Raw genomic sequence first — 17,659 nt, 5'->3', positions numbered from 1 at the left:
ATAAAACGATGGAGAAAGATGGTTGTTCCCTCTCGCGAGGTTTCGGTTTAGCATTAGCTAAATATTGTTTTCATTATGCGGGTAGCTCTCTTGAGCTGGCAGCGAAATACGCTGTGTGAGCAGAGTATATAAGGAAGTGTTTTTCATGTCTTTTGTCTCTATCCGACGTCTCGGCCTTTTAATGGCAAGTGTGTCGGTGCTTCATGCTGGTGCAAGCTATGCGCAAACAGCTCCATCCAAAGCCGCAACAGATGTAGAGCATGCAGCGGCGCCAGCATGGCTGGACCAAATTGATGGTGCGCAAGCAATGGACTGGGTGCGCGCGCAGAACCAGAAGACGTTGAATACACTAGGCCAAAAACCCTTATTCAAGTCGTTTTACGATGCTTCACTAAAGCTGCTTCAAACTCATGATCGCTTGGCTATGCCAGAGCAGATTGATGGTATGATTTATAATTTCTGGCGCGATGCCAGTCATCAACGGGGTATTTTACGTCGTACGACACAGGCGGATTATGCATCGGAAGCTCCGAATTGGACGACCGTCCTTGATTTGGATGCTTTGGCGGCGTCGGAGCAAAAAAACTGGGTCTACCACGGTCTTTCATGCTTGGATTTGCAGCAGAGCCGTTGCTTGTTGGCTTTGTCCGATGGTGGTGAGGACGCCGTAACACAACGGGAGTTTGATTTGTCTACCGGCAAGTTTGTGCCAAATGGCTTCACTCTGCCGCATGCCAAAATGGCGGCAGACTGGCTTGACCGTGATACCTTGCTAGTTAGTTACCCTTGGACCGAGAAAGACGTAACGAAGTCTTCCTATCCCTATATTGTGAAAATCTTGAAGCGGGGCAAAAAGCTCTCCAGCGCGACGACTGTTTTCACAGGGAAGCAAACGGATGTGTCGGTTGATCCCTTCGTGTTGCATGACGGAAAGGGCAATCAGGTTGCGTTGATCCGCGAAGGAATTGATGCGTTTTCGTCTCGTTTTTATCAATACGAAAAGGGACGTATCATTCCGCTGGATTTGCCAGAAAGAGCAGACGTAACAGGACTTTTGGGGCACAAGCTGGTTGTTCGTCTGGACCAAGACTGGGATACTCACGGTCCAAACTTTCAGGCGGGGTCAGTGGTGTTGGTGGATCTAGACCGCCGCCGCATGCCTCAGATGTTGGTACAGCCGCAGTCTAAGCAAGTGATTGAAGCGGCGGTGGTAAGTCATGGCCACATTCTGGTCTCTCTCTATGACAACGTGCGGGGCGAGTTGCACGTCTTTACGCCATCGGGAGATACGTTTAACCGCTCACAGCTACCGCTGCCCAAGAACCTCTCGGTCAATCTTATCAGTGCAGACCATGCCAGCCCGCTTGCTTATGCGGAATCAGAGGGCTTCTTAACGCCCCCCACAGTGTGGTCGATCGATACCGATGCGGCGACGGTGCGGGAAGTTCATACTTTACCAGCACAATTCGATGCTTCCGCGATGACTGTGGATCAGTTCCAAGCGCGTTCGACAGATGGAACGGATATTCCTTACTTTGTCGTACACGCAAAGGACATGCCACATAACGACGCTAATCCTACGCTGCTTTATGCGTATGGTGGCTTTGAGGTGCCGCTCTTTCCGTCTTACTCAGCGGGGATTGGCGTGAATTGGTTGAGCCATGGCGGTGTTTACGTGCTGGCAAACATTCGTGGTGGTGGTGAGTTTGGCCCGGCATGGCATGAAGCAGGGCTGAAGACGCGCCGCCAGCATATCTATGACGATTTCGCGGCCGTTGCGCATGACTTGGCTGCGCGCCACATCACCTCTTCGCAGCATCTTGCTATCCGTGGTGGTTCCAACGGCGGCTTGCTGATGGGCGTTGAATTTACCCAGCACCCGGATTTCTGGAAAGCGGTGGATATTGAAGTGCCTCTGCTGGACATGATGAACTACGAGCACATGTCGGCTGGTGCATCATGGGTTGGGGAATATGGTACTGTATCCATTCCTGAGCAGCGGGACTTTTTGCGTAAGATTTCCCCATTGCAAAACTTGAAGGCTGGGACGCAATATCCCGTGCCGTTTATTGAAACTACGACAAAGGACGACCGTGTTGGCCCGGTACATGCGCGGCGTTTTGCGTGGCGTATGAGCGAGCTGAACCTGCCGTATTATTACTGGGAGCAAGTTGCGGGCGGGCACGGTTTTGGCGCAAGCCAGACTGAGATTGCCCAGACACAGGCTTTGAGCTGGACATATGCTTGGTCCGCTCTAGGTGGCGTGGCGCATTAAGCGTTTCGTGTAATCATGTCGCATTTTGCGCAGCGGTGTAAGAGCCGCTGCGTTTTTTATAGGTAAGCAATGCAGAGTTGGACGCGGTGTTTGTGAAGGCCGTGCAGCTAGTGGCAGCCGCCGCTTTTTCCGCCGCATCCTGTGCATCCACCGCATGAGCCTGAGCGGGTTTGTGGTGCGGTGCTGGGCTGGGTATTGCGGCCAATCGCTGCGTATAAGGGTTTGCGAATGCCCGGGAACAGGCGCATCGCCCAATATAGAGCGGCAGCGAGTACGAGCAGGGTCGCGATGAGTGTCTCAATCATTACGCAATGTCCTTAGCGCGGATTTACAGCGTCTTCAGGGTTATATAGTGCGTGAGAAACGCAGCCAAATAGGCTAGCCCAAATAAATAAGCAGCGGCTCCGAGCACGACCTTAAGAGAGCGTGTTTCGCGGCGCATGACGGCTAATGTCGAGATGCATTGTGGTGCGTAAACATACCAAGCGAGCAGTGCAAAAGCCGTGGCCATTGACCATTGGCTGGAAAGAATAGGTAAAAGTTTATCGCCCGCATCATCGTCGGTGGTGCCAATAGCATACACGGTAGCGAGGGAGCTGATCGCGACTTCACGTGCGGCCAAGCCGGGAATGAGTGCGACACAAATTTGCCAGTTAAACCCTAGGGGGGCGAAAATGGGCTGCATCAAGTGCCCAATGCGGCCTGCTATGCTGTAGTCAATTGCAGCGCCTGCGGCATGTGCGGGCGGGAGAGGGAAGCTGGAAAGCCCCCAGAGCAGCACGTTGAGCGAGACGATAATTGTGCCAACGCGGGAAAGAAACATCACAGCGCGCTGCCATAGCCCCAATGCAACGCTGCGCAGAAGCGGACGGCGATAAGGCGGGAGCTCCAGCAATAAGGGGTGCTCTTGCGATGCGACGCCGTGCGTCATGATGCGTGCGGCGATAATGCCACTGATGATAGCTGCTGCGTAAAGGCCAAAGAGTACAAGGCCTTGGAGGTTCATAAACCCTAATACCGTATGGCGCGGCACAAAGGCCCCTATAAGCAGGGTATAAACCGGTAAACGCGCTGAACATGTCATGAGCGGTGCGATCAGGATCGTCACCAAGCGGTCGCGCGGGTTTTGGATGGTACGGGCAGCCATAATGCCCGGTATGGCGCATGCAAAACTGGAGAGAAGCGGAATAAAAGAGCGGCCGCTTAGGCCGGCCATGGCCATGACGCGGTCAAGCAGGAAGGCTGCGCGTGGAAGATAGCCGGACTCTTCAAGGGTAATAATCCACAGGAAGAGGATGAGAATTTGCGGCAGGAAAACGACGACAGTTCCTGCGCCTGCAACGACGCCATCTGCCAAAAGGCTGTGCAGCATTCCGTCAGGTAGAGGGGCAAGTAACCAAGCACCTAGGGCGTTCAGGCCGTTTCCAAGGGCGTCCATGATGGGTTGAGCCCATGCAAAGACGGTTTGGAACATAATGAACAAAATGCCGAGGAGGATGAGTGGGCCAAAGACCGGATGCAGCGTCCATCGATCAAGCTGGTCGGTAAGGCGTTCTCTGGGGGTGGCTGGCTGCTTAACAAATTCTTCTATCAGGCGCCGGACTTCGACGTGGAAATTGGTATTTTCCGGCAAGGGGCTTGGCGGGGTAATTTCGGCGTCGAGCTGTGCAAGGAGAGGCGCGATCCCTTGTTTGTGTAGGCTGACAATAGGGATAACAGGCATATCAAGCGCTGCCGAAAGCCCTTCCACATCGATAGTCAGGCCGGCCTTTTCGGCTTCGTCCATCATGTTGAGCGCAACAATAACGGGTCGGCCAATTTGCTTGAGTTCGAGCAGAAAGCGCAGATGAAGCCGCAGGTTGGATGCGGCAATGACGCCGATGAGCAAGTCGGGCTGTTGCTCCGCCGGGTGGCGGCCAAGGCAGATATCGCGCGTGATATCTTCATCAGGACTTGTTGATGAGAGACTATATGCGCCGGGTAGATCGAGCACGCGTATGGGCGTGTTGCGAGGTGTGTTAAAGAAGCCGACCTTTCGTTCCACCGTCACACCAGCGTAGTTGCCGACTTTTTGACGGCTACCTGTCAACTGATTGAACAGTGATGTTTTGCCGCAATTGGGGTTGCCAGCAAGCGCGATGTGACGAGGTTGGCTAATCGACATAGGGGGTTATTTAGGGTCCTGCAGGTGAATACGTGCAGCCTCGCTATGGCGGAGCGCAAAGCGCGACGTCCCAAGGCGAACGGCAATAGGCTCATGCCCGAATGGGCCTGTGGCGATGACTTCTACACGCTCACCGGGAACGAAGCCAAGTTCGCCAAGGCGCAAAGCAATGACGTCTGTGTTCGTAACGGATGTCACATCCGCAATAATGGCTTCATGGTCTTTGGGCAGTGTAGCGAGCGTTTGCACGGTTGTCTCAGGCCCCTTGTTGCAGGTCTAGAATTGCTTTTCTAGATAGGCGTCTGGAGCTGGATCGAAAAGGAAAAAAATGCGAATAAATTGCATTTACAGATCAAAAATATGGGGTTTTTAATGTTTGTTTGGAAATTATAATTTTGCGCAAGAGATGGTTTTTTGAGTGAAGTAAATCGTAATTATTTTATATATTTCATGCCTGTGTGTATAATATTAAGGCAGGAAAGAATATAATTAATAATACTATTATTAATTATTTACATAGAAAATCATTTACGACTGGCTCTCTTGTTATATTTGAGAGCCAGTCTGGGCCGTATTTGTGTTGAGAGTTTAGAACCAACTGCGCAGACCAAAGGCGAAACGCAAAGCTGTGCGATTGGCCTCCCGGTTGTCGGGAAAATGTCGTGCTTGCCCAAGGGCTGTATTGTACGTCACGGCAACGTATGGTGCGAGTTTACGCCAGTGCTCGTAGCGCAAGCGTAGGCCGGTATCGATTTCGGATAACCCAGAGCCTACACCCCGTGAAGGGTCTGCTCGTGTGTAGGCGTTGAGCTCGACATTGGGTTGTAGAATTAGGCGGTTGGTCAGCAGGAAGTCGTATGTGCCTTCTATGCGTGTGGCGGCGCCGCCATTACCTCCGACATAGCCCATTGCGCTGAGTTCAAATTGATAAAGTGCGAGGCCCTGCACACCAAAGGCGGCCCATGCGCGTGTCGGCCCGCTGTCAAGGTCAAGGCGCGTGCCGCCTTGGAGGTTCCAATACGTCGAGATGGCATGGCTGTAGAGTATATCGTGTTGGCCGTCATCCATTCGGCCATTTGCTACAGTGCCTTCTGAGCGGATCCAAAGACGGTCGTAGTCTGAGCCGAACCACATCTCGCCATCCCAGCGAAAATCGGTAGCTTGCGGGGAGTAGCGACCCTCTAATTGGTTGAAAATACCGTGCAGCCATGTGCTCTGGTCCATCATGACCGGGCTCATCCCCGGCATAGATGTAGGAGAGGATGCGTTTGGGGCGTCTGCGGCCTGATGCACGGTAATAATCTGGGCATGTGCCGTTTGGGTCAGGGTAAATGCGCCAAGCAACCCGAGGGCGAGCATAATGGGGAGTGTAGGATTGGTCATTATGCAACGCTCACAGTTCGGAACATGCCGAGGTCCATGTGGTAAAGCAGGTGGCAATGAAAGGCCCATAAGCCTGGTTCATCTGCGGTCATGAGAAAGCTTAGTTTGGAGCCGGGTTGCGAGATGATTGTGTGCTTGCGTGGGTTGAAAGCGCCTTGCCCATTTTCAAGTTCACTCCAAAAGCCATGTAAGTGAATGGGGTGTTCCATCATTGTGTCGTTGATGAGCGTGAAACGGATGCGTTCGTTGCGTTGCAGGCGGATAGGGCCTGATTCCGAAAATTTACGCCCGTTAAAGCCCCAGATGTAGCGCTGCATGTTGCCTGTGAGGTGCAAAATGATTTCGCGCGAGGCTGGGCGCTGGTCAGGGGCGGGGGTGAGTGCGCGTAGATGCTTGTAGGTAAGAACACGGCGCCCGTTTTGTGCGAGGCCGTCCCCGGGGTCATTCAGGCGATCAATGGGATGTGCCGCGATATTTTGATTTTCGACGTTGATGGGGGGCGGGCCGGGATCATCAATTTCTAGGCGTGGTGGAGGTGTGTCTGACTTTGCATTTTGCATCTTGGAATCAGACGACATGGACATGTGGCCCATATCCATTGAGTGCATGGGCATATTGCCCATACCATCCATATGCATACCCGGCATCATGTGCATGTGGTGCCCATGATGCATGCTTTTCATGTCCATGCCGGGCATGGAGGACATGTCCATTTTGTCCATCTTCATACCAGCCATATGATGGTGCGGTGGCATGGGGGTGTGGTGTGTTGTCATGTCCATACCGGGCATAGAGGCCATGTCGCTCATATCCATGCCGTCCATGTCCATACCCATATCAGCCATGGTGCGTACAGGCCGGGAGTCCATGGCGGGGATTGGCGCGCGTATGCCTGTGTGGGGTGTAAGGGTGCCTAAAGCGTAGCCTGTTCTATCTTCGCTTTGGGCGAAGAGGGTATATGCCCGGTTCTCGTGCGGTTGGACGATGATGTCGTATGTTTCAGCAACGCCAATACGAAACTCATCCACCGGGACGGGTTCGACCGGGTTACCATCTGCGGCAACGACCATCATTTCGAGGCCCGGAATGCGGACATCAAACAAGGTCATGGTTGCGCTGTTGATGAAGCGTAGGCGTATGCGTTCCCCCGCTTGGAAGATGCCTTCCCAGCCGGTGTGCGGCGCTATTCCGTTGAGGGTGTACGTGTAAATAACGCCAGATACGTCTGAAATATCGGTCGCGGACATGTTCATGCCGGACCACATCAGGCGGCTTTTGAGTGCTGGTATGGCTCCCCCATCATGTTGGGATTGTGCTGGCAGTGAAGCAGTCGTGCGCTGCCGAAAATTGTAATAATCGTCCTGCATTTTAAGGTTGCTGACGATTTCGGCGGGTGAAACATCAGTCCACTCGCCGAGTACAACGACATAGTCCCGCTCACAGGAAAGGGGGTCGGGTGTGGCAGGGTCGATGATTAACGCGCCGACAAGGCCTTGCGCTTCCTGCATGTTAGAGTGGCTGTGGTACCAATAAGTACCGCTTTGTTTGAGCGGAAAGCGGTAGGTGAACGTCTCTCCGGGGGCAATGCCGTGAAAACTAAGCCCCGGTACGCCATCCATATGTGCTGGGACGCGCAATCCATGCCAATGAATTGATGTTTCTTCTGTCAGGTGGTTCGTGACAGATATCGAAATATTCTCGCCTTCTTTCATGCGAAGGACTGGACCGGGAACGGTACTGTTAACCGTTGGAGCATTCAGCGTTTTGCCATCAATGGTGATGCTTTGCCGCGTGACGTTCAGGTGCCAGTCGCTTTGTGTACCTGTTGGTATCTGCCCTGTCTGGACAGGGGGTGTTTGAGCAAAAATGTTGCGGGGGGACAGGCCAAGGAGGCCCGTGGCGGCTCCCACTGACGCTAAAAAGCTGCGCCGGGTTGGCGGCGTCTTAAGTGAATGTTTCATGCTTCACAAACCGTAGAAGAGAGTGCGTGAGGCGCGCCGTATGGCGGCCGGTTTTCTCAAACGGTTGTCAGGCGGGGTGGGGGTAGATCCGGGCGAGCCATGCTGCCAGTGGGCACGGCATGGCTGCGTGGCAGGTTTTGACGAAATGCACCAAACAGCGCCGTTGATAGAGCGGGCAGCGGGAGAACCGCTGTCGAACTATCGCAGGCAACGTGGGTGCAACTGGAGCAATGCCCGGTAGAAGGTGTGTGCGGCTCACCTGCATGTTGAGCATTTTGGTGCTGCTCAGGGCTGTGCAGCATGCGTGAGGAGCAGCAGTCCTGCATAGAGGGCATGCTGTGGGCCATGCCTGTCATTGGCTGCGCTAGATGAGTGCGCATGGCGGCGTGAGCGGGTGATGAGACGGCAAGCAGCATCAACACGGCCTGAAGCAGGCAGAGGAGTGGTTTGACCCATCCATTTGTGTCGACGTGGCGGAGCATAGGCTTGCCGTAGACCCTTCTCATGGAGCGTAAAATGATGACTCGCCTTGCGAATACAACCCATCGTATCGATGTTTCGGTATGAATGGAAGTGGAGAGTGTCGGATGTCGGAAGCCGCGAAGCCATACGGGCACGCTGTAACGGTGCCAATTACGGGCATGAGTTGTGTTGCCTGTGCTTCGCGGATTGAGCGCTTGTTGAACCGGCTTGAAGGGGTGGATGCGCATGTAAACTTCGCGGCTCAGCGTGCGACGATTACGCTTGAGGAACCCGCTAAGGCGGCAGATGCGATCGCGGCGGTGCGCAAAGCGGGCTTCGATGTGGCGCAGGACAGTGTTGACTTTGCCCTGAGCGGGATGAGTTGTGCAGCATGTGCGACGCGTATTGAAAAAGTTCTGAATCGTCGTGAGGGTGTTGAGGCGGTGGTGAACTTTGCCGCCGAGCGTGTGCATATTCGCTTTACGCCCGGTTTGTCATCTCCGGTAGAGCTGAGAGAAGCGATAGCAAAGGCTGGGTTTAAAGCTTCAACCTTCGCGACAGGGGAGGACCAGTCCGGCGTGCAGCGCCGCGAAGAATGGCGCAAGGAGAGCATTCGCTTTGCGGTAATGGTTGTTCTCGCATTGCCATTGCTTGTCTCAATGCTGGGTATGATGCTTACAGGGAAAATGCCTGTGCCTGTTATGGTGCAGGGCGTTAGTGCGCTTCTTGTTGTTGGTCCTGCTGCTCCGCTTTTTAAGCGGGCTTACCAAGCATTGCGAGCTGGTGCACCTAATATGGACGTTCTGGTCGCGCTGGGCTCTGGTGTTGCGTTTTTCTATAGCGTGGCTGTGGTGGTGTTGCGCCTGCCTACCCCGGTTTATTTCGAAGCCAGCGGTATGATTTTACTGCTGATATCTTTCGGAAAATTATTGGAGTTCCGTGCCAAGCAAAAGAGCTCGGCCGGTTTGGAAAGTTTGCTGAAGCTTCAGCCGCAGACCGCACATGTAGAGCGTGATGGACAGATCGTTGATGGCGCTGTCGCAGATATAGCCGTCGGAGATGTGTTTTTGGTCCGTCCCGGAGAGCATGTAGCCGTAGATGGTATCGTCCTGGAGGGTCGCTCAGAGGTAGATGAAGCCATGCTGACCGGTGAAAGTGTACCGGTATTGAAAGAAAGTGGTGCCGAGGTGAAGGCCGGCACATTAAACGTGCATGGTGCATTGCGTGTACGTGCGGTTGGGGTTGGTGCGGATACATCATTGGCGCGTATCGTGCGAATGGTGGAGCAGGCTCAGGGTTCTCGTGCACCTGTTCAGCGGGTGGCGGACCGTGTGTCTGCTGTATTTGTCCCGTCCGTTCTCGGGGTTGCTTTGCTGACCTTTGTGCTGCGTTGGGCCGTTACGCAGAGCTGGGTGACAGGCCTGATTTCTGCTGTTTCCGTTCTGGTCATTGCGTGTCCGTGCGCGCTGGGCTTGGCAACGCCTGCGGCTATTATGGTTGGCACCGCGAGGGGGGCACATAAAGGAATTATTTTCCGCTCTGCGGAAGCTTTAGAACAGGCGGGCCGGTTAAAGCGGATCGTTTTTGATAAGACCGGGACTTTGACGCTTGGGTATCCTGATGTCGTGGCGGTGCACCCTGTGGCGGGTGTATCTCGGGATCAGCTTTTAAGTGTTGCGGCGTCTTTGGAGCAGTCGTCTGAGCATCCGTTGGGGCGTGCTATTGTGCATGCTGCATCTGGTATTGTGCACGATAAATTAGCGGACTTTAAAGCCGTTCCAGGATGCGGCGTTCTCGGCACGCTAAATGGAGAAAAAGCTGCTCTTGGCACGCTCACTTTCCTGCAAAAGGAGGGGTATGAGCCTGACCGCATAACGTCTGGCTTCAACATTGAGGTTGAGGAAAGCAAAGGTAGAACGGTTGTCTGGGTAGCCTCGGCGGGGAGGGTTCTGGGTGCTATCGCCCTTGCAGATACTCTGCGCCCGGAAGCGCATGCGGCGGTGGCAGAGCTCAAGTCACATGGCGTTCAGATTTCGATGTTAACGGGTGACAATGCCCGTGTTGCAGGCGTCATCGGGGAGGCTTTGGCCTTAAACGAAGTGCATGCGGGCTTGCTGCCGGACGATAAAGCTAAATTGCTGGCATCGTATCAAGCGGATGGTACCCGTGTTGGCATGGTTGGAGATGGCGTAAATGATGCGCCTGCGCTTGCTGTGGCGGATGTTGGTTTTGCATTGGGGGCAGGAACTGCTGTGGCAGCCGAAACGGCAGGTATTATTCTGATGCGCAACACGTTGAGTTCTGTTGTGGATGCGATGCTCTTGTCGCGCGCTACACTCAGTAAAATAAAACAAAATCTGTTTTTTGCATTTGTTTACAACATACTTGGCATACCTCTCGCGGCATTCGGAATTTTAAACCCTGTTTTGGCAGCGAGTGCTATGGCGCTGAGTTCTGTATCCGTCATTACGAACTCGCTTTTGCTCAATCGCTGGACAGCACAAAGCAGCCATTAGGCGGAAGGTAGGAAGCATTCTGATATTGTATTGAGGATGCTTCCCTTGGGCTGTGGTTTAAAAATCGGTAACGGCTGAGAAAAACAGGCCGCGCCTTTGACCGTATTGCGCTTGGTAGATACCTACGCCACTCCCATCCCGTATTTGGTAGCGGTGATCGAAAAGATTTATGATGTCTATGCGCGTTTTTATGGCGTGTACGATTGGTAGTTGCGTAAAGCTGTATTGATAACCTGCGTTGAAAACAGCGTATGCTGGTTGTTTTTCTAAATTGGCAAATCCCCTGCGCAGGCCATTACCGTAAAGCATATCGGCGTAAGCAAGGTGATGGTGCGTTGTGTAGGATATGCCTGCGCTGGATGTGTATTTTCCTTGGTGGTCAAGCTGTATGCTGTGGTTGGCGATGTACTGGAGGTCCTCTTGGTCAAATTGATACTCAGCGGAGTTAATGTCCTTCGCTGAAGTTTTGACGTAGGCAAAATTAGCGAAAAGAGACCAAGAACCTTTGTGCCAAGTGCTGCCAAATTCCGCGCCATAGACGCGGCCTTTGCGGTAGCTGAATGGTGCTAAAATGACGGCACGTCCGAATTGCCCGAGATCCGTCAGGTCATGTGCCCATTTGCTGTAGGCATCCGCTGTTATTTGGACAGTATCGCCGATTTTTTGAACGATGCCAGCATCAATGTAGTGCGACGTTTCGACCCGGGTTGGGGTGTTGATACTGTTGGCTGCTGCGTTGGTTGTGTTTTCAAAGCGCGCCAATGTCGAGGAATAAATATATTGTGGTGTAGGTGGTGCGAAATAGCGCGCGTAGCCTAAATGCAATGTTGTTGAACGGGCTGGTTTCCAAACAAGGTTGGCGCGAGGACTAAGTTGGCCTTGTTTGCCAAAGGATGCTGCGAAGCGGTCATAACGCAGGCCGTAATTGAAGGTGAGCTTACGGTTTATTCGCCATTCATCTTGTACGTAAGCGCCTGCTTCGACGGACCAGTTGCTGGTATTGTCGATAATTCTTACGGGTGTGTCGGATATTTGTTCGCCTGAACTGTCAGTAGGAAAGGCTTGCGTATCCGTATCCAAGCGTTCGTAGGTGTAATGTCCTATCAATCCAGCGCGGAGCGTGTGGTGCGGGGCGATGTCGTATGAGAGATCAAGTTCTGTACCGCCCGTTGTGAAGTCATTGACCTCTTTTTGGGCGACACCTTGAAAAACGAGATCGCGGACTGGGTCCGGTGTGTAGCCGATACGGCCATAACGGAAATACGGTGAAAGCTGTATGTTGAGTTTATCTGTGCTGCGCTGGTACGATAAAACGGCGTAATAATTTTGTTCGCTCTGTTGGTCATTAAGCAGTTTGGACTGAATGCTCGGGCTGTTCCAATCCACGCCGGTGAGGTGATAGAGAGGGGGCAAGCCTTCTGTGTTTGGGAGTTCAAAATTTGCATAAGACGCGCTGGTAAGGAGAGAGATGCGGCTAGCATCGTCTATGCTCCAAGAAAGATAAGCAAAGGTTTTTTTCTGTTTGGTTACGTCGTGGATCGGGCGAAAAGAATCTGTTGGATTTTCGATGCCGATATTGTTGGTGTTGTAAGAAAACGTCGTGAAATATTCGAATTTATTTTTATGACCGCCAAGCTGAATGGATGGATTAAATGTATTATAACTGCCTCCATAAAGGGATAACTGGTTATTCTTCAGCGTATCACCAGTTTTGGTCGTAACATCAACGATGCCAGCGGTTCTAAAGCCAAATTGTGCTGGAAGAGTGCCCGTCAGCAGGCTGACCGATTGAATAATTCGCGTGTCCAGCTCTTGGCCGAAGCCATTTAACCCTTCGGGCAAAAGGACGCCGTTCACGCTATAGGTTAGCCCGCCATGCTCACCCCGGACGTGTACTTCTCCGTAGCTGTCCAGCACTACGCCCGGCATGCGTACCATAATTTGGTTGAAAGACGCATTTTGGCCCTGTGGTGTCGTTTGTATTTGCTGAGGGCCTATTGTGTAGGAAACGGCGCCAAGACTTGGTGAAAGACGTGCACGCTCCTGATTAAGGTGGCTCAGGACGGTGATATGCTCTGCCGCTTTTGGTGGGCGTGGTGTTTGATCTCGTGAAATTTTGTGGTGTCCCGTTTTGGGTGTGTCTTGGTGCGTGTCGGTTGAGGCGCGGGCTTGCGGGGTAAAAAGGATCACTCCCATGAGACAAGCATATGCTGGAGTGACGGCACAGCGCGGGAAAAACAACTCAATAGCCTCCACATTAATATATAGCTTTTGCTATATTGTTGATGCACAAAGGGACAAATGCTTTTTAAGCAAGTGATATGAAATATACCATATGCTATAATTCAAACGCCCATCAAGAGGCCATATGGACAAAACTTTTGTGCATACATTATTCTTATTGGAATAATGTATGCTGAGAGTAAAATGAGCCGAAAACCGTATAATGATTTTCTTGAGCAATCTGCTGGTTTTTTGGCTAATCGCATGGCGCGTCGGAATGTACTGGTCGAGGATTATGTTGAGTTAATCGCCGACTTGCATGCCGAAGGCCAAGAGGCGCGGCAAGTTGATTTGGCTGCCCGATTGGGTGTGGCGCAACCGACAGTAGCCAAAATGTTGGCGCGCTTGACTACAGAAGGTTTTGTCGCACGCAAGCCGTACCGAGGAATATTTCTAACAGAGTTGGGGCAAAAACTGGCTCAGGATGTGAAGCACCGCCACGAAATTGTGGAAAATTTTCTGAAAGCTCTCGGGGTCAGTCCGCAGAACGCAACGATTGATGCTGAAGGTATTGAGCACTTCGTTGGGGAAGAGACGCTTGCAGCTTTCGAACGCTTTTTAAAACAATCTAAGGAAGGCTGATAGTTTTTGCAGCCAAGTTCAGCATTGTTCTGCAAACGAAAATAATAGCTGCGCCCCTTCCTCCCACAGGCCAAGCGGTTCGTTTGAACCAATATGTCCGCGCTTTCCGACGGTGCGTAGTTCTGCCCCCAGCGCTGTGACAAATATTTGGCGCGGGGAAGGCTCAGCCAAGGATCGTTTTCGCTGGCGATGAGGGTGGTGGGTAGTGCTGTCGTGGTCGATGGCAAAGGAGCAAATGCGCGGACACGGAAGCTGTCTGGTGTCTGTGCTTGCTCTACGTCTGCTGGTGCCACAAGGAATGCCCCTGCCACTTGGGTTTGAGTGTTCGTGTGTTTGCTCATCCAGCGGGCGCAGAGCACAGCGCCAAGACTATGGCCGATCAGTAATATGGGCTTGTCGGCGCGGTCGCGGGTGTTGATTGCCGTTGACAGGCTCATGTCCCACGAGGCGGGCTCTGGATTTTCCCAATCGGTCTGTTTGAGGCGTTTTAACCCAAATGTTGAAGCCCATTGGCTCTGCCAGTGCAAAGGCCCAGAACCAAACAGGCCCGGTACGAGCAGAAGGTGAAAGCGCTTTTTTAAGTTTGAGAAGCCATGCTGTAGAGCGTTTTCCCTCTCAAGGGGAAGGACGGATAGAGCAGTGGTTAGAGTTCTGTGCTCGCTATGCGCTGCAACGATTTTGGCCATGGCCGTATCTCTCGCTTCTCCATTAACCACGAAACACAGTGAGATTAATGGAGAAAAACGAAAAATAAAAGTCTTTAGTGATTTATCTTATTAACTATTTAAGAAAGTCCATCAAAGAGGGACGTAGAAAGATAACGCTCCGCGAAGGATGGAGCGATGACCACAATGGTTTTACCCCGATTAGCGGGCAGTTTGGCCAACTCAATGCCTGCGTGCAGGGCGGCGCCAGATGAAATGCCAATGGGGATCCCTTCTACCGCCGCGCAAAGGCGAGCTGTTGCGAGGGATTCGTGCTCTGACACTTCGATGATGTTATCCATGGCGCGAAGGTCGAGTGTATCAGGTTGAAAGCCGGGACCGATGCCTTGGATACCGTGGGGGCCGGGTTCATCTCCGTGGAGCACTGCGCTCTCGCGCGGTTCGACACCGAATATTTTGATCGATTTACGGTGTTTGCGTAGTCCGTGTGCGATGCCAGACGCAGTGCCACCGGTCCCTAGACCAGCGATAACAATATCGACATTGCCTTCCGTATCGGCCCAAATTTCTTGGGCTGTGGTGGCTTCATGAATAGATGGATTTGCTTCGTTTTCAAATTGCGCTGGCATCCACGCATCAGAGAGGGTTTCAAGGAGTTCATGCGCTTTGCTAATAGCGCCTGCCATACCTTCTTGCGCTGGAGTGAGTTCGGTTTCTCCACCAATCAAACGGATCATTTTCCGCCGTTCGGTTGAGGCATTTTCGGGCATAGTCACGATAAGCCGGTAGCCGAGTGCAACGGCGGCAAATGCCAACGATATTCCGGTGTTGCCGGAAGTCGGCTCGATAAGGGTCGTTTGGCCTGGGGTGATCAGGCCGCGTTTTTCGGCATCACGCAGCATTGCTACGCCGATCCGGTCTTTGACGGAGCCGAGCGGGTTGAAGAACTCAAGTTTTATGAGTAGCCGCGCTTGCAAACCCTCACGCTCCGTTAAGCGGGGAAGGGCAACGAGGGGTGTTCCGCCGACGGTCTCCAGAAAAGAGTTATAAACGCGTCCACGAGGGGCGGCGTAGCACTCAAATGGAGCGGGTGGAGCAATGGGAGTGGTTGGTGAAGGGGCCTTTTTCTTCATACGGCATTTTCTATCATAAAAATCAGAGATGTGGTGGGGAAGAATAGCAAAAGATATTTAACTACAATATTTAGTTATTATCATAAATAACTTTTTCTATGAAAAATAATTTGACTCACTTATAATTTACGTTGTTTATGCTTTTGCGTTCAATCAAAAGTCATTCACCAGAGGGCACTATGGTTCTGCGAATGTGCAGGCGATGTTTGATCAGCGTGACGCTGAAACAAGATCAATCCTTGCTTTAAATAGCCCAGTTTTAAGAGCTGGGTAGAGTTATCGAACGGTAAAACTATGCTTGGCTCAACCATTATAGAAAATAACGGTGTTTTTTTAGGCGTGGCTATTCTGATTAGTCAGACGGGTCTACGGCGCTTTTACGCAGCGCATGAGAGCGTACGCTCTTTGCATAATGAAACTGTGCATGATCTGGCTGCCTTACAGGCGCGGGTCCTACCTCTGGCTCGTAAGGCGGTCGTCTAGGGCTTGAAAAGTTTGTCACTCAACATTCAGTAGCTTGAAGTTGGGGAATGTCATACAAGCCGTTCTATGGCGGATTCTCGATTTTCTTCAACTTCAGGCCTGTCTTTTACGCAGGCTGTAGATGACCAACTTAATCGTGCTGTGCAGTTGTGCCGTGCCAGAGGCGCGCGTCTAACTGAAGCAAGGCGCTTTGTACTGGGGCTGATCCTCTCAGCAGATCGCCCAATAGGGGCTTATGATTTGCTGGCGCAAATCCGCCCAGTCCAGCCAAATGCAGCGCCGCCAACCGTCTATCGGGCGCTCGATTTTTTGTTGGAGCAAGGACTAATCCACAAGTTGGAGCGTTTGGCAGCTTTTGTGGGCTGCACGCATGCGATGATGTGCGATGATGGGTGCCATCATCATGACGCGTGGGGTGTGCACAAAGCGCAATTCCTTATTTGTCATACATGCGGTAGGGCATGGGAGTTGGAGCAGGAAAAAGTGGTACCAGCTCTAATGGCGGCAGCTGAGCAAGTGGGTTTTTCTGCTGAGACTGCGACAATCGAAGTCGAAGGTGTCTGCGCCGACTGCAAACGGGCACAAGAAACCGAATAAAGACATTTTTTCTGCTACTCTGGTTGGCTGAGAAAACTGTGCTATGCGCGCAGTCCTAGAGCAAACCAGAAAAAGGCATGAGAAAAATGGCAGTGGGCAATATGGGCCTTTTGGCCGAGGTGACGCGCGGGCAGCGTGTTGAGTCTCAGCATTTTGGACGTGCTGTCATCGTGGATGCTAGCGGCAAGGTTGTGTGGTCTTGCGGTGATTATGAGGCATCAATTTATCCACGCTCGACGGTGAAAGCCTTGTTGGGTCTAGAGCTGGTCGAAAGTGGTGCGGCTGCACGGTTACAACTTTCTGATGCCGAATTGGCGCTGACTTGCGCATCACATAATGGTGAGGCTGAACACGCGGCGACGGCGCAGCGTTTGTTGAGCCGTGTGGGCCTTGATGTGGGTGCGCTGGAATGCGGGACGCATTGGCCGACATACGAACCAGCTGCCCGGCAGTTAGCAGGGGCAGGAGAACAGGCCTGTCCGCTGCATAATAACTGCTCTGGCAAGCATGCCGGGCTGATTTGCCTGTCATGTGATGCGGGCATCGCCACTCAAGGTTATATCGACCCGCAGCACGCAATCCAAAAGCGGGTTACTCAAGTTCTGGCTGAAGTTACCGGGGCGGAGCACCGTGAAGACCGCCGGGGGACTGATGGCTGCTCAATGCCAACTTATGCCATTCCGCTGCATTCTTTGGCGCATGGTTTTGCTCGTTTTGGCAGCGGAATTGGGCTGAGTGCAGATCGTGCACGGGCGGCGCAAACTTTGCGGGAAGCCGTTGCAAAGCAGCCCTTCATGGTGGCGGGAACGGGACGGTACGATACCGCGTTGATGAAGGAAATCGGGCTAGGAGCATTCATAAAAATGGGGGCAGAGGGCGTAATGGTTGCGGCTCTGCCTGATGAGGGGCTCGGTATTGCCATCAAGGTCGATGATGGTGCGAACCGTGCCGCAGAAGTAGCGATGTCTGCGCTCATCAGCCGTTTCGGTGGGGACATATTACGGAACAAAGCTGCACAAAGCGGTATTTTGGAACGTACAATGTGCCAGTCTTTGCGGAATTGGGAAGGACGTGACGTGGGAGAAATCCGCGCGGCGTTGAACGCAGGAACGTGAAATCCGTTGTGAGTGCAACGATCCGTCTTATTGGAGTGAT

General features: G+C 52.6%; 15 protein-coding genes and 1 pseudogene. 7 read left to right on the top strand and 9 right to left on the bottom strand.

Annotated elements, in window-relative coordinates:
- Positions 1-145: 145 nt before the first annotated feature.
- Positions 146-2,275 carry a prolyl oligopeptidase family serine peptidase gene (locus tag D5366_RS03695; RefSeq protein WP_240775333.1) on the top strand — a complete coding sequence of 710 codons (2,130 nt, stop codon included), beginning with the start codon at positions 146-148 and terminating at the stop codon, positions 2,273-2,275.
- 107 nt (positions 2,276-2,382) lie between these two features.
- Here D5366_RS03695 and D5366_RS03690 read toward each other — a convergent pair whose 3' ends face one another.
- From D5366_RS03690 to D5366_RS03665, 6 genes are all read right to left on the bottom strand, one after another.
- A complete protein-coding gene (locus D5366_RS03690) occupies positions 2,383-2,580 on the bottom strand; it encodes a hypothetical protein (RefSeq protein WP_141492343.1) in 198 nt (65 codons plus the stop codon).
- Between the two features lie 23 nt (positions 2,581-2,603).
- Positions 2,604-4,439 carry a ferrous iron transporter B gene (gene feoB / locus D5366_RS03685; RefSeq protein WP_141492342.1) on the bottom strand — a complete coding sequence of 612 codons (1,836 nt, stop codon included), beginning with the start codon at positions 4,437-4,439 and terminating at the stop codon, positions 2,604-2,606.
- Between the two features lie 6 nt (positions 4,440-4,445).
- Positions 4,446-4,688 (bottom strand): FeoA family protein, encoded by a 243-nt coding sequence (locus D5366_RS03680; RefSeq protein ID WP_141492341.1) that lies wholly within the window; start codon positions 4,686-4,688, stop codon positions 4,446-4,448.
- 339 nt (positions 4,689-5,027) lie between these two features.
- A complete protein-coding gene (locus D5366_RS03675) occupies positions 5,028-5,822 on the bottom strand; it encodes a copper resistance protein B (RefSeq protein ID WP_240775332.1) in 795 nt (264 codons plus the stop codon).
- A complete protein-coding gene (locus tag D5366_RS03670) occupies positions 5,822-7,783 on the bottom strand; it encodes a copper resistance system multicopper oxidase (RefSeq protein ID WP_141492340.1) in 1,962 nt (653 codons plus the stop codon). Before D5366_RS03670 ends, D5366_RS03675 begins: the two co-directional genes overlap by 1 nt.
- Before the next feature lie 56 nt (positions 7,784-7,839).
- Entirely contained in the window at positions 7,840-8,265 is a 426-nt protein-coding gene (locus D5366_RS03665; RefSeq protein ID WP_141492339.1) for a hypothetical protein, read from the bottom strand.
- A gap of 105 nt (positions 8,266-8,370) precedes the next feature.
- Between D5366_RS03665 and D5366_RS03660 the strand changes: the two genes are divergently transcribed.
- Positions 8,371-10,761 carry a heavy metal translocating P-type ATPase gene (locus tag D5366_RS03660; protein WP_141492338.1) on the top strand — a complete coding sequence of 797 codons (2,391 nt, stop codon included), beginning with the start codon at positions 8,371-8,373 and terminating at the stop codon, positions 10,759-10,761.
- Between the two features lie 57 nt (positions 10,762-10,818).
- Here the strand turns inward: D5366_RS03660 and D5366_RS03655 are convergent, their stop codons facing one another.
- A complete protein-coding gene (locus D5366_RS03655) occupies positions 10,819-12,957 on the bottom strand; it encodes a TonB-dependent receptor (RefSeq protein WP_170211036.1) in 2,139 nt (712 codons plus the stop codon).
- A gap of 231 nt (positions 12,958-13,188) precedes the next feature.
- On the opposite strand from D5366_RS03655, the gene mntR reads away from it, so the two are divergent.
- Positions 13,189-13,626 (top strand): manganese-binding transcriptional regulator MntR, encoded by a 438-nt coding sequence (mntR, locus tag D5366_RS03650; protein WP_141492337.1) that lies wholly within the window; start codon positions 13,189-13,191, stop codon positions 13,624-13,626.
- A gap of 164 nt (positions 13,627-13,790) precedes the next feature.
- Here the strand turns inward: mntR and D5366_RS12205 are convergent.
- Positions 13,791-14,153, bottom strand: a pseudogene (locus D5366_RS12205) (RBBP9/YdeN family alpha/beta hydrolase); the annotation flags it as partial.
- Between D5366_RS12205 and D5366_RS11785 the strand changes: the two are divergent.
- A complete protein-coding gene (locus D5366_RS11785; protein ID WP_170211017.1) occupies positions 14,123-14,338 on the top strand; it encodes a hypothetical protein in 216 nt (71 codons plus the stop codon). The pseudogene D5366_RS12205 and the gene D5366_RS11785 overlap by 31 nt on opposite strands.
- Before the next feature lie 72 nt (positions 14,339-14,410).
- Here the strand turns inward: D5366_RS11785 and cysK are convergent, their stop codons facing one another.
- A complete protein-coding gene (cysK, locus tag D5366_RS03640) occupies positions 14,411-15,424 on the bottom strand; it encodes a cysteine synthase A (protein WP_141492335.1) in 1,014 nt (337 codons plus the stop codon).
- A 294-nt stretch (positions 15,425-15,718) separates the two neighbouring features.
- Here cysK and D5366_RS03635 point away from each other — a divergent pair, with 294 nt between their 5' ends.
- The 3 genes from D5366_RS03635 to D5366_RS03625 all read left to right on the top strand — a co-directional run bounded on the left by D5366_RS03635 (position 15,719) and on the right by D5366_RS03625 (position 17,619).
- Complete coding sequence (locus tag D5366_RS03635; protein WP_141492334.1) at positions 15,719-15,907, top strand: hypothetical protein; 189 nt, start codon at positions 15,719-15,721, stop codon at positions 15,905-15,907.
- Positions 15,908-15,973: 66 nt separating this feature from the next.
- Positions 15,974-16,504, top strand: coding sequence for a Fur family transcriptional regulator (locus tag D5366_RS03630; protein ID WP_141492333.1), 531 nt, complete (start codon positions 15,974-15,976; stop codon positions 16,502-16,504).
- 77 nt (positions 16,505-16,581) lie between these two features.
- On the top strand, positions 16,582-17,619 hold the full coding sequence (locus D5366_RS03625) for an asparaginase (protein ID WP_240775331.1): 1,038 nt from the start codon (positions 16,582-16,584) through the stop codon (positions 17,617-17,619).
- Positions 17,620-17,659 lie beyond the last annotated feature (40 nt).

It is taken from the genome of Neokomagataea tanensis, from assembly GCF_006542335.1.
In the GTDB taxonomy this organism is placed as follows: Bacteria; Pseudomonadota; Alphaproteobacteria; order Acetobacterales; family Acetobacteraceae; genus Gluconobacter; species Gluconobacter tanensis.
The sequence above is the reverse complement of the archived record's forward strand: the minus strand, read 5'-3'. Positions and strand labels throughout refer to the sequence as shown.

Coding starts and splice junctions, on each gene's coding strand:
- D5366_RS03675 (WP_240775332.1), bottom strand. CDS start 5,822: ATGACCAATCCTACACTCCCCATTATGCTCGCCCTCGGGTTGCTTGGC.
- D5366_RS03635 (WP_141492334.1), top strand. CDS start 15,719: ATGCTTGGCTCAACCATTATAGAAAATAACGGTGTTTTTTTAGGCGTG.
- D5366_RS03660 (WP_141492338.1), top strand. CDS start 8,371: ATGTCGGAAGCCGCGAAGCCATACGGGCACGCTGTAACGGTGCCAATT.
- D5366_RS03625 (WP_240775331.1), top strand. CDS start 16,582: ATGAGAAAAATGGCAGTGGGCAATATGGGCCTTTTGGCCGAGGTGACG.
- feoB (WP_141492342.1), bottom strand. CDS start 4,439: ATGTCGATTAGCCAACCTCGTCACATCGCGCTTGCTGGCAACCCCAAT.
- D5366_RS03630 (WP_141492333.1), top strand. CDS start 15,974: ATGGCGGATTCTCGATTTTCTTCAACTTCAGGCCTGTCTTTTACGCAG.
- cysK (WP_141492335.1), bottom strand. CDS start 15,424: ATGAAGAAAAAGGCCCCTTCACCAACCACTCCCATTGCTCCACCCGCT.
- D5366_RS03670 (WP_141492340.1), bottom strand. CDS start 7,783: ATGAAACATTCACTTAAGACGCCGCCAACCCGGCGCAGCTTTTTAGCG.
- D5366_RS03690 (WP_141492343.1), bottom strand. CDS start 2,580: ATGATTGAGACACTCATCGCGACCCTGCTCGTACTCGCTGCCGCTCTA.
- D5366_RS11785 (WP_170211017.1), top strand. CDS start 14,123: ATGTTGAAGCCCATTGGCTCTGCCAGTGCAAAGGCCCAGAACCAAACA.
- D5366_RS03655 (WP_170211036.1), bottom strand. CDS start 12,957: ATGGGAGTGATCCTTTTTACCCCGCAAGCCCGCGCCTCAACCGACACG.
- mntR (WP_141492337.1), top strand. CDS start 13,189: ATGAGCCGAAAACCGTATAATGATTTTCTTGAGCAATCTGCTGGTTTT.
- D5366_RS03695 (WP_240775333.1), top strand. CDS start 146: ATGTCTTTTGTCTCTATCCGACGTCTCGGCCTTTTAATGGCAAGTGTG.
- D5366_RS03665 (WP_141492339.1), bottom strand. CDS start 8,265: ATGCTCCGCCACGTCGACACAAATGGATGGGTCAAACCACTCCTCTGC.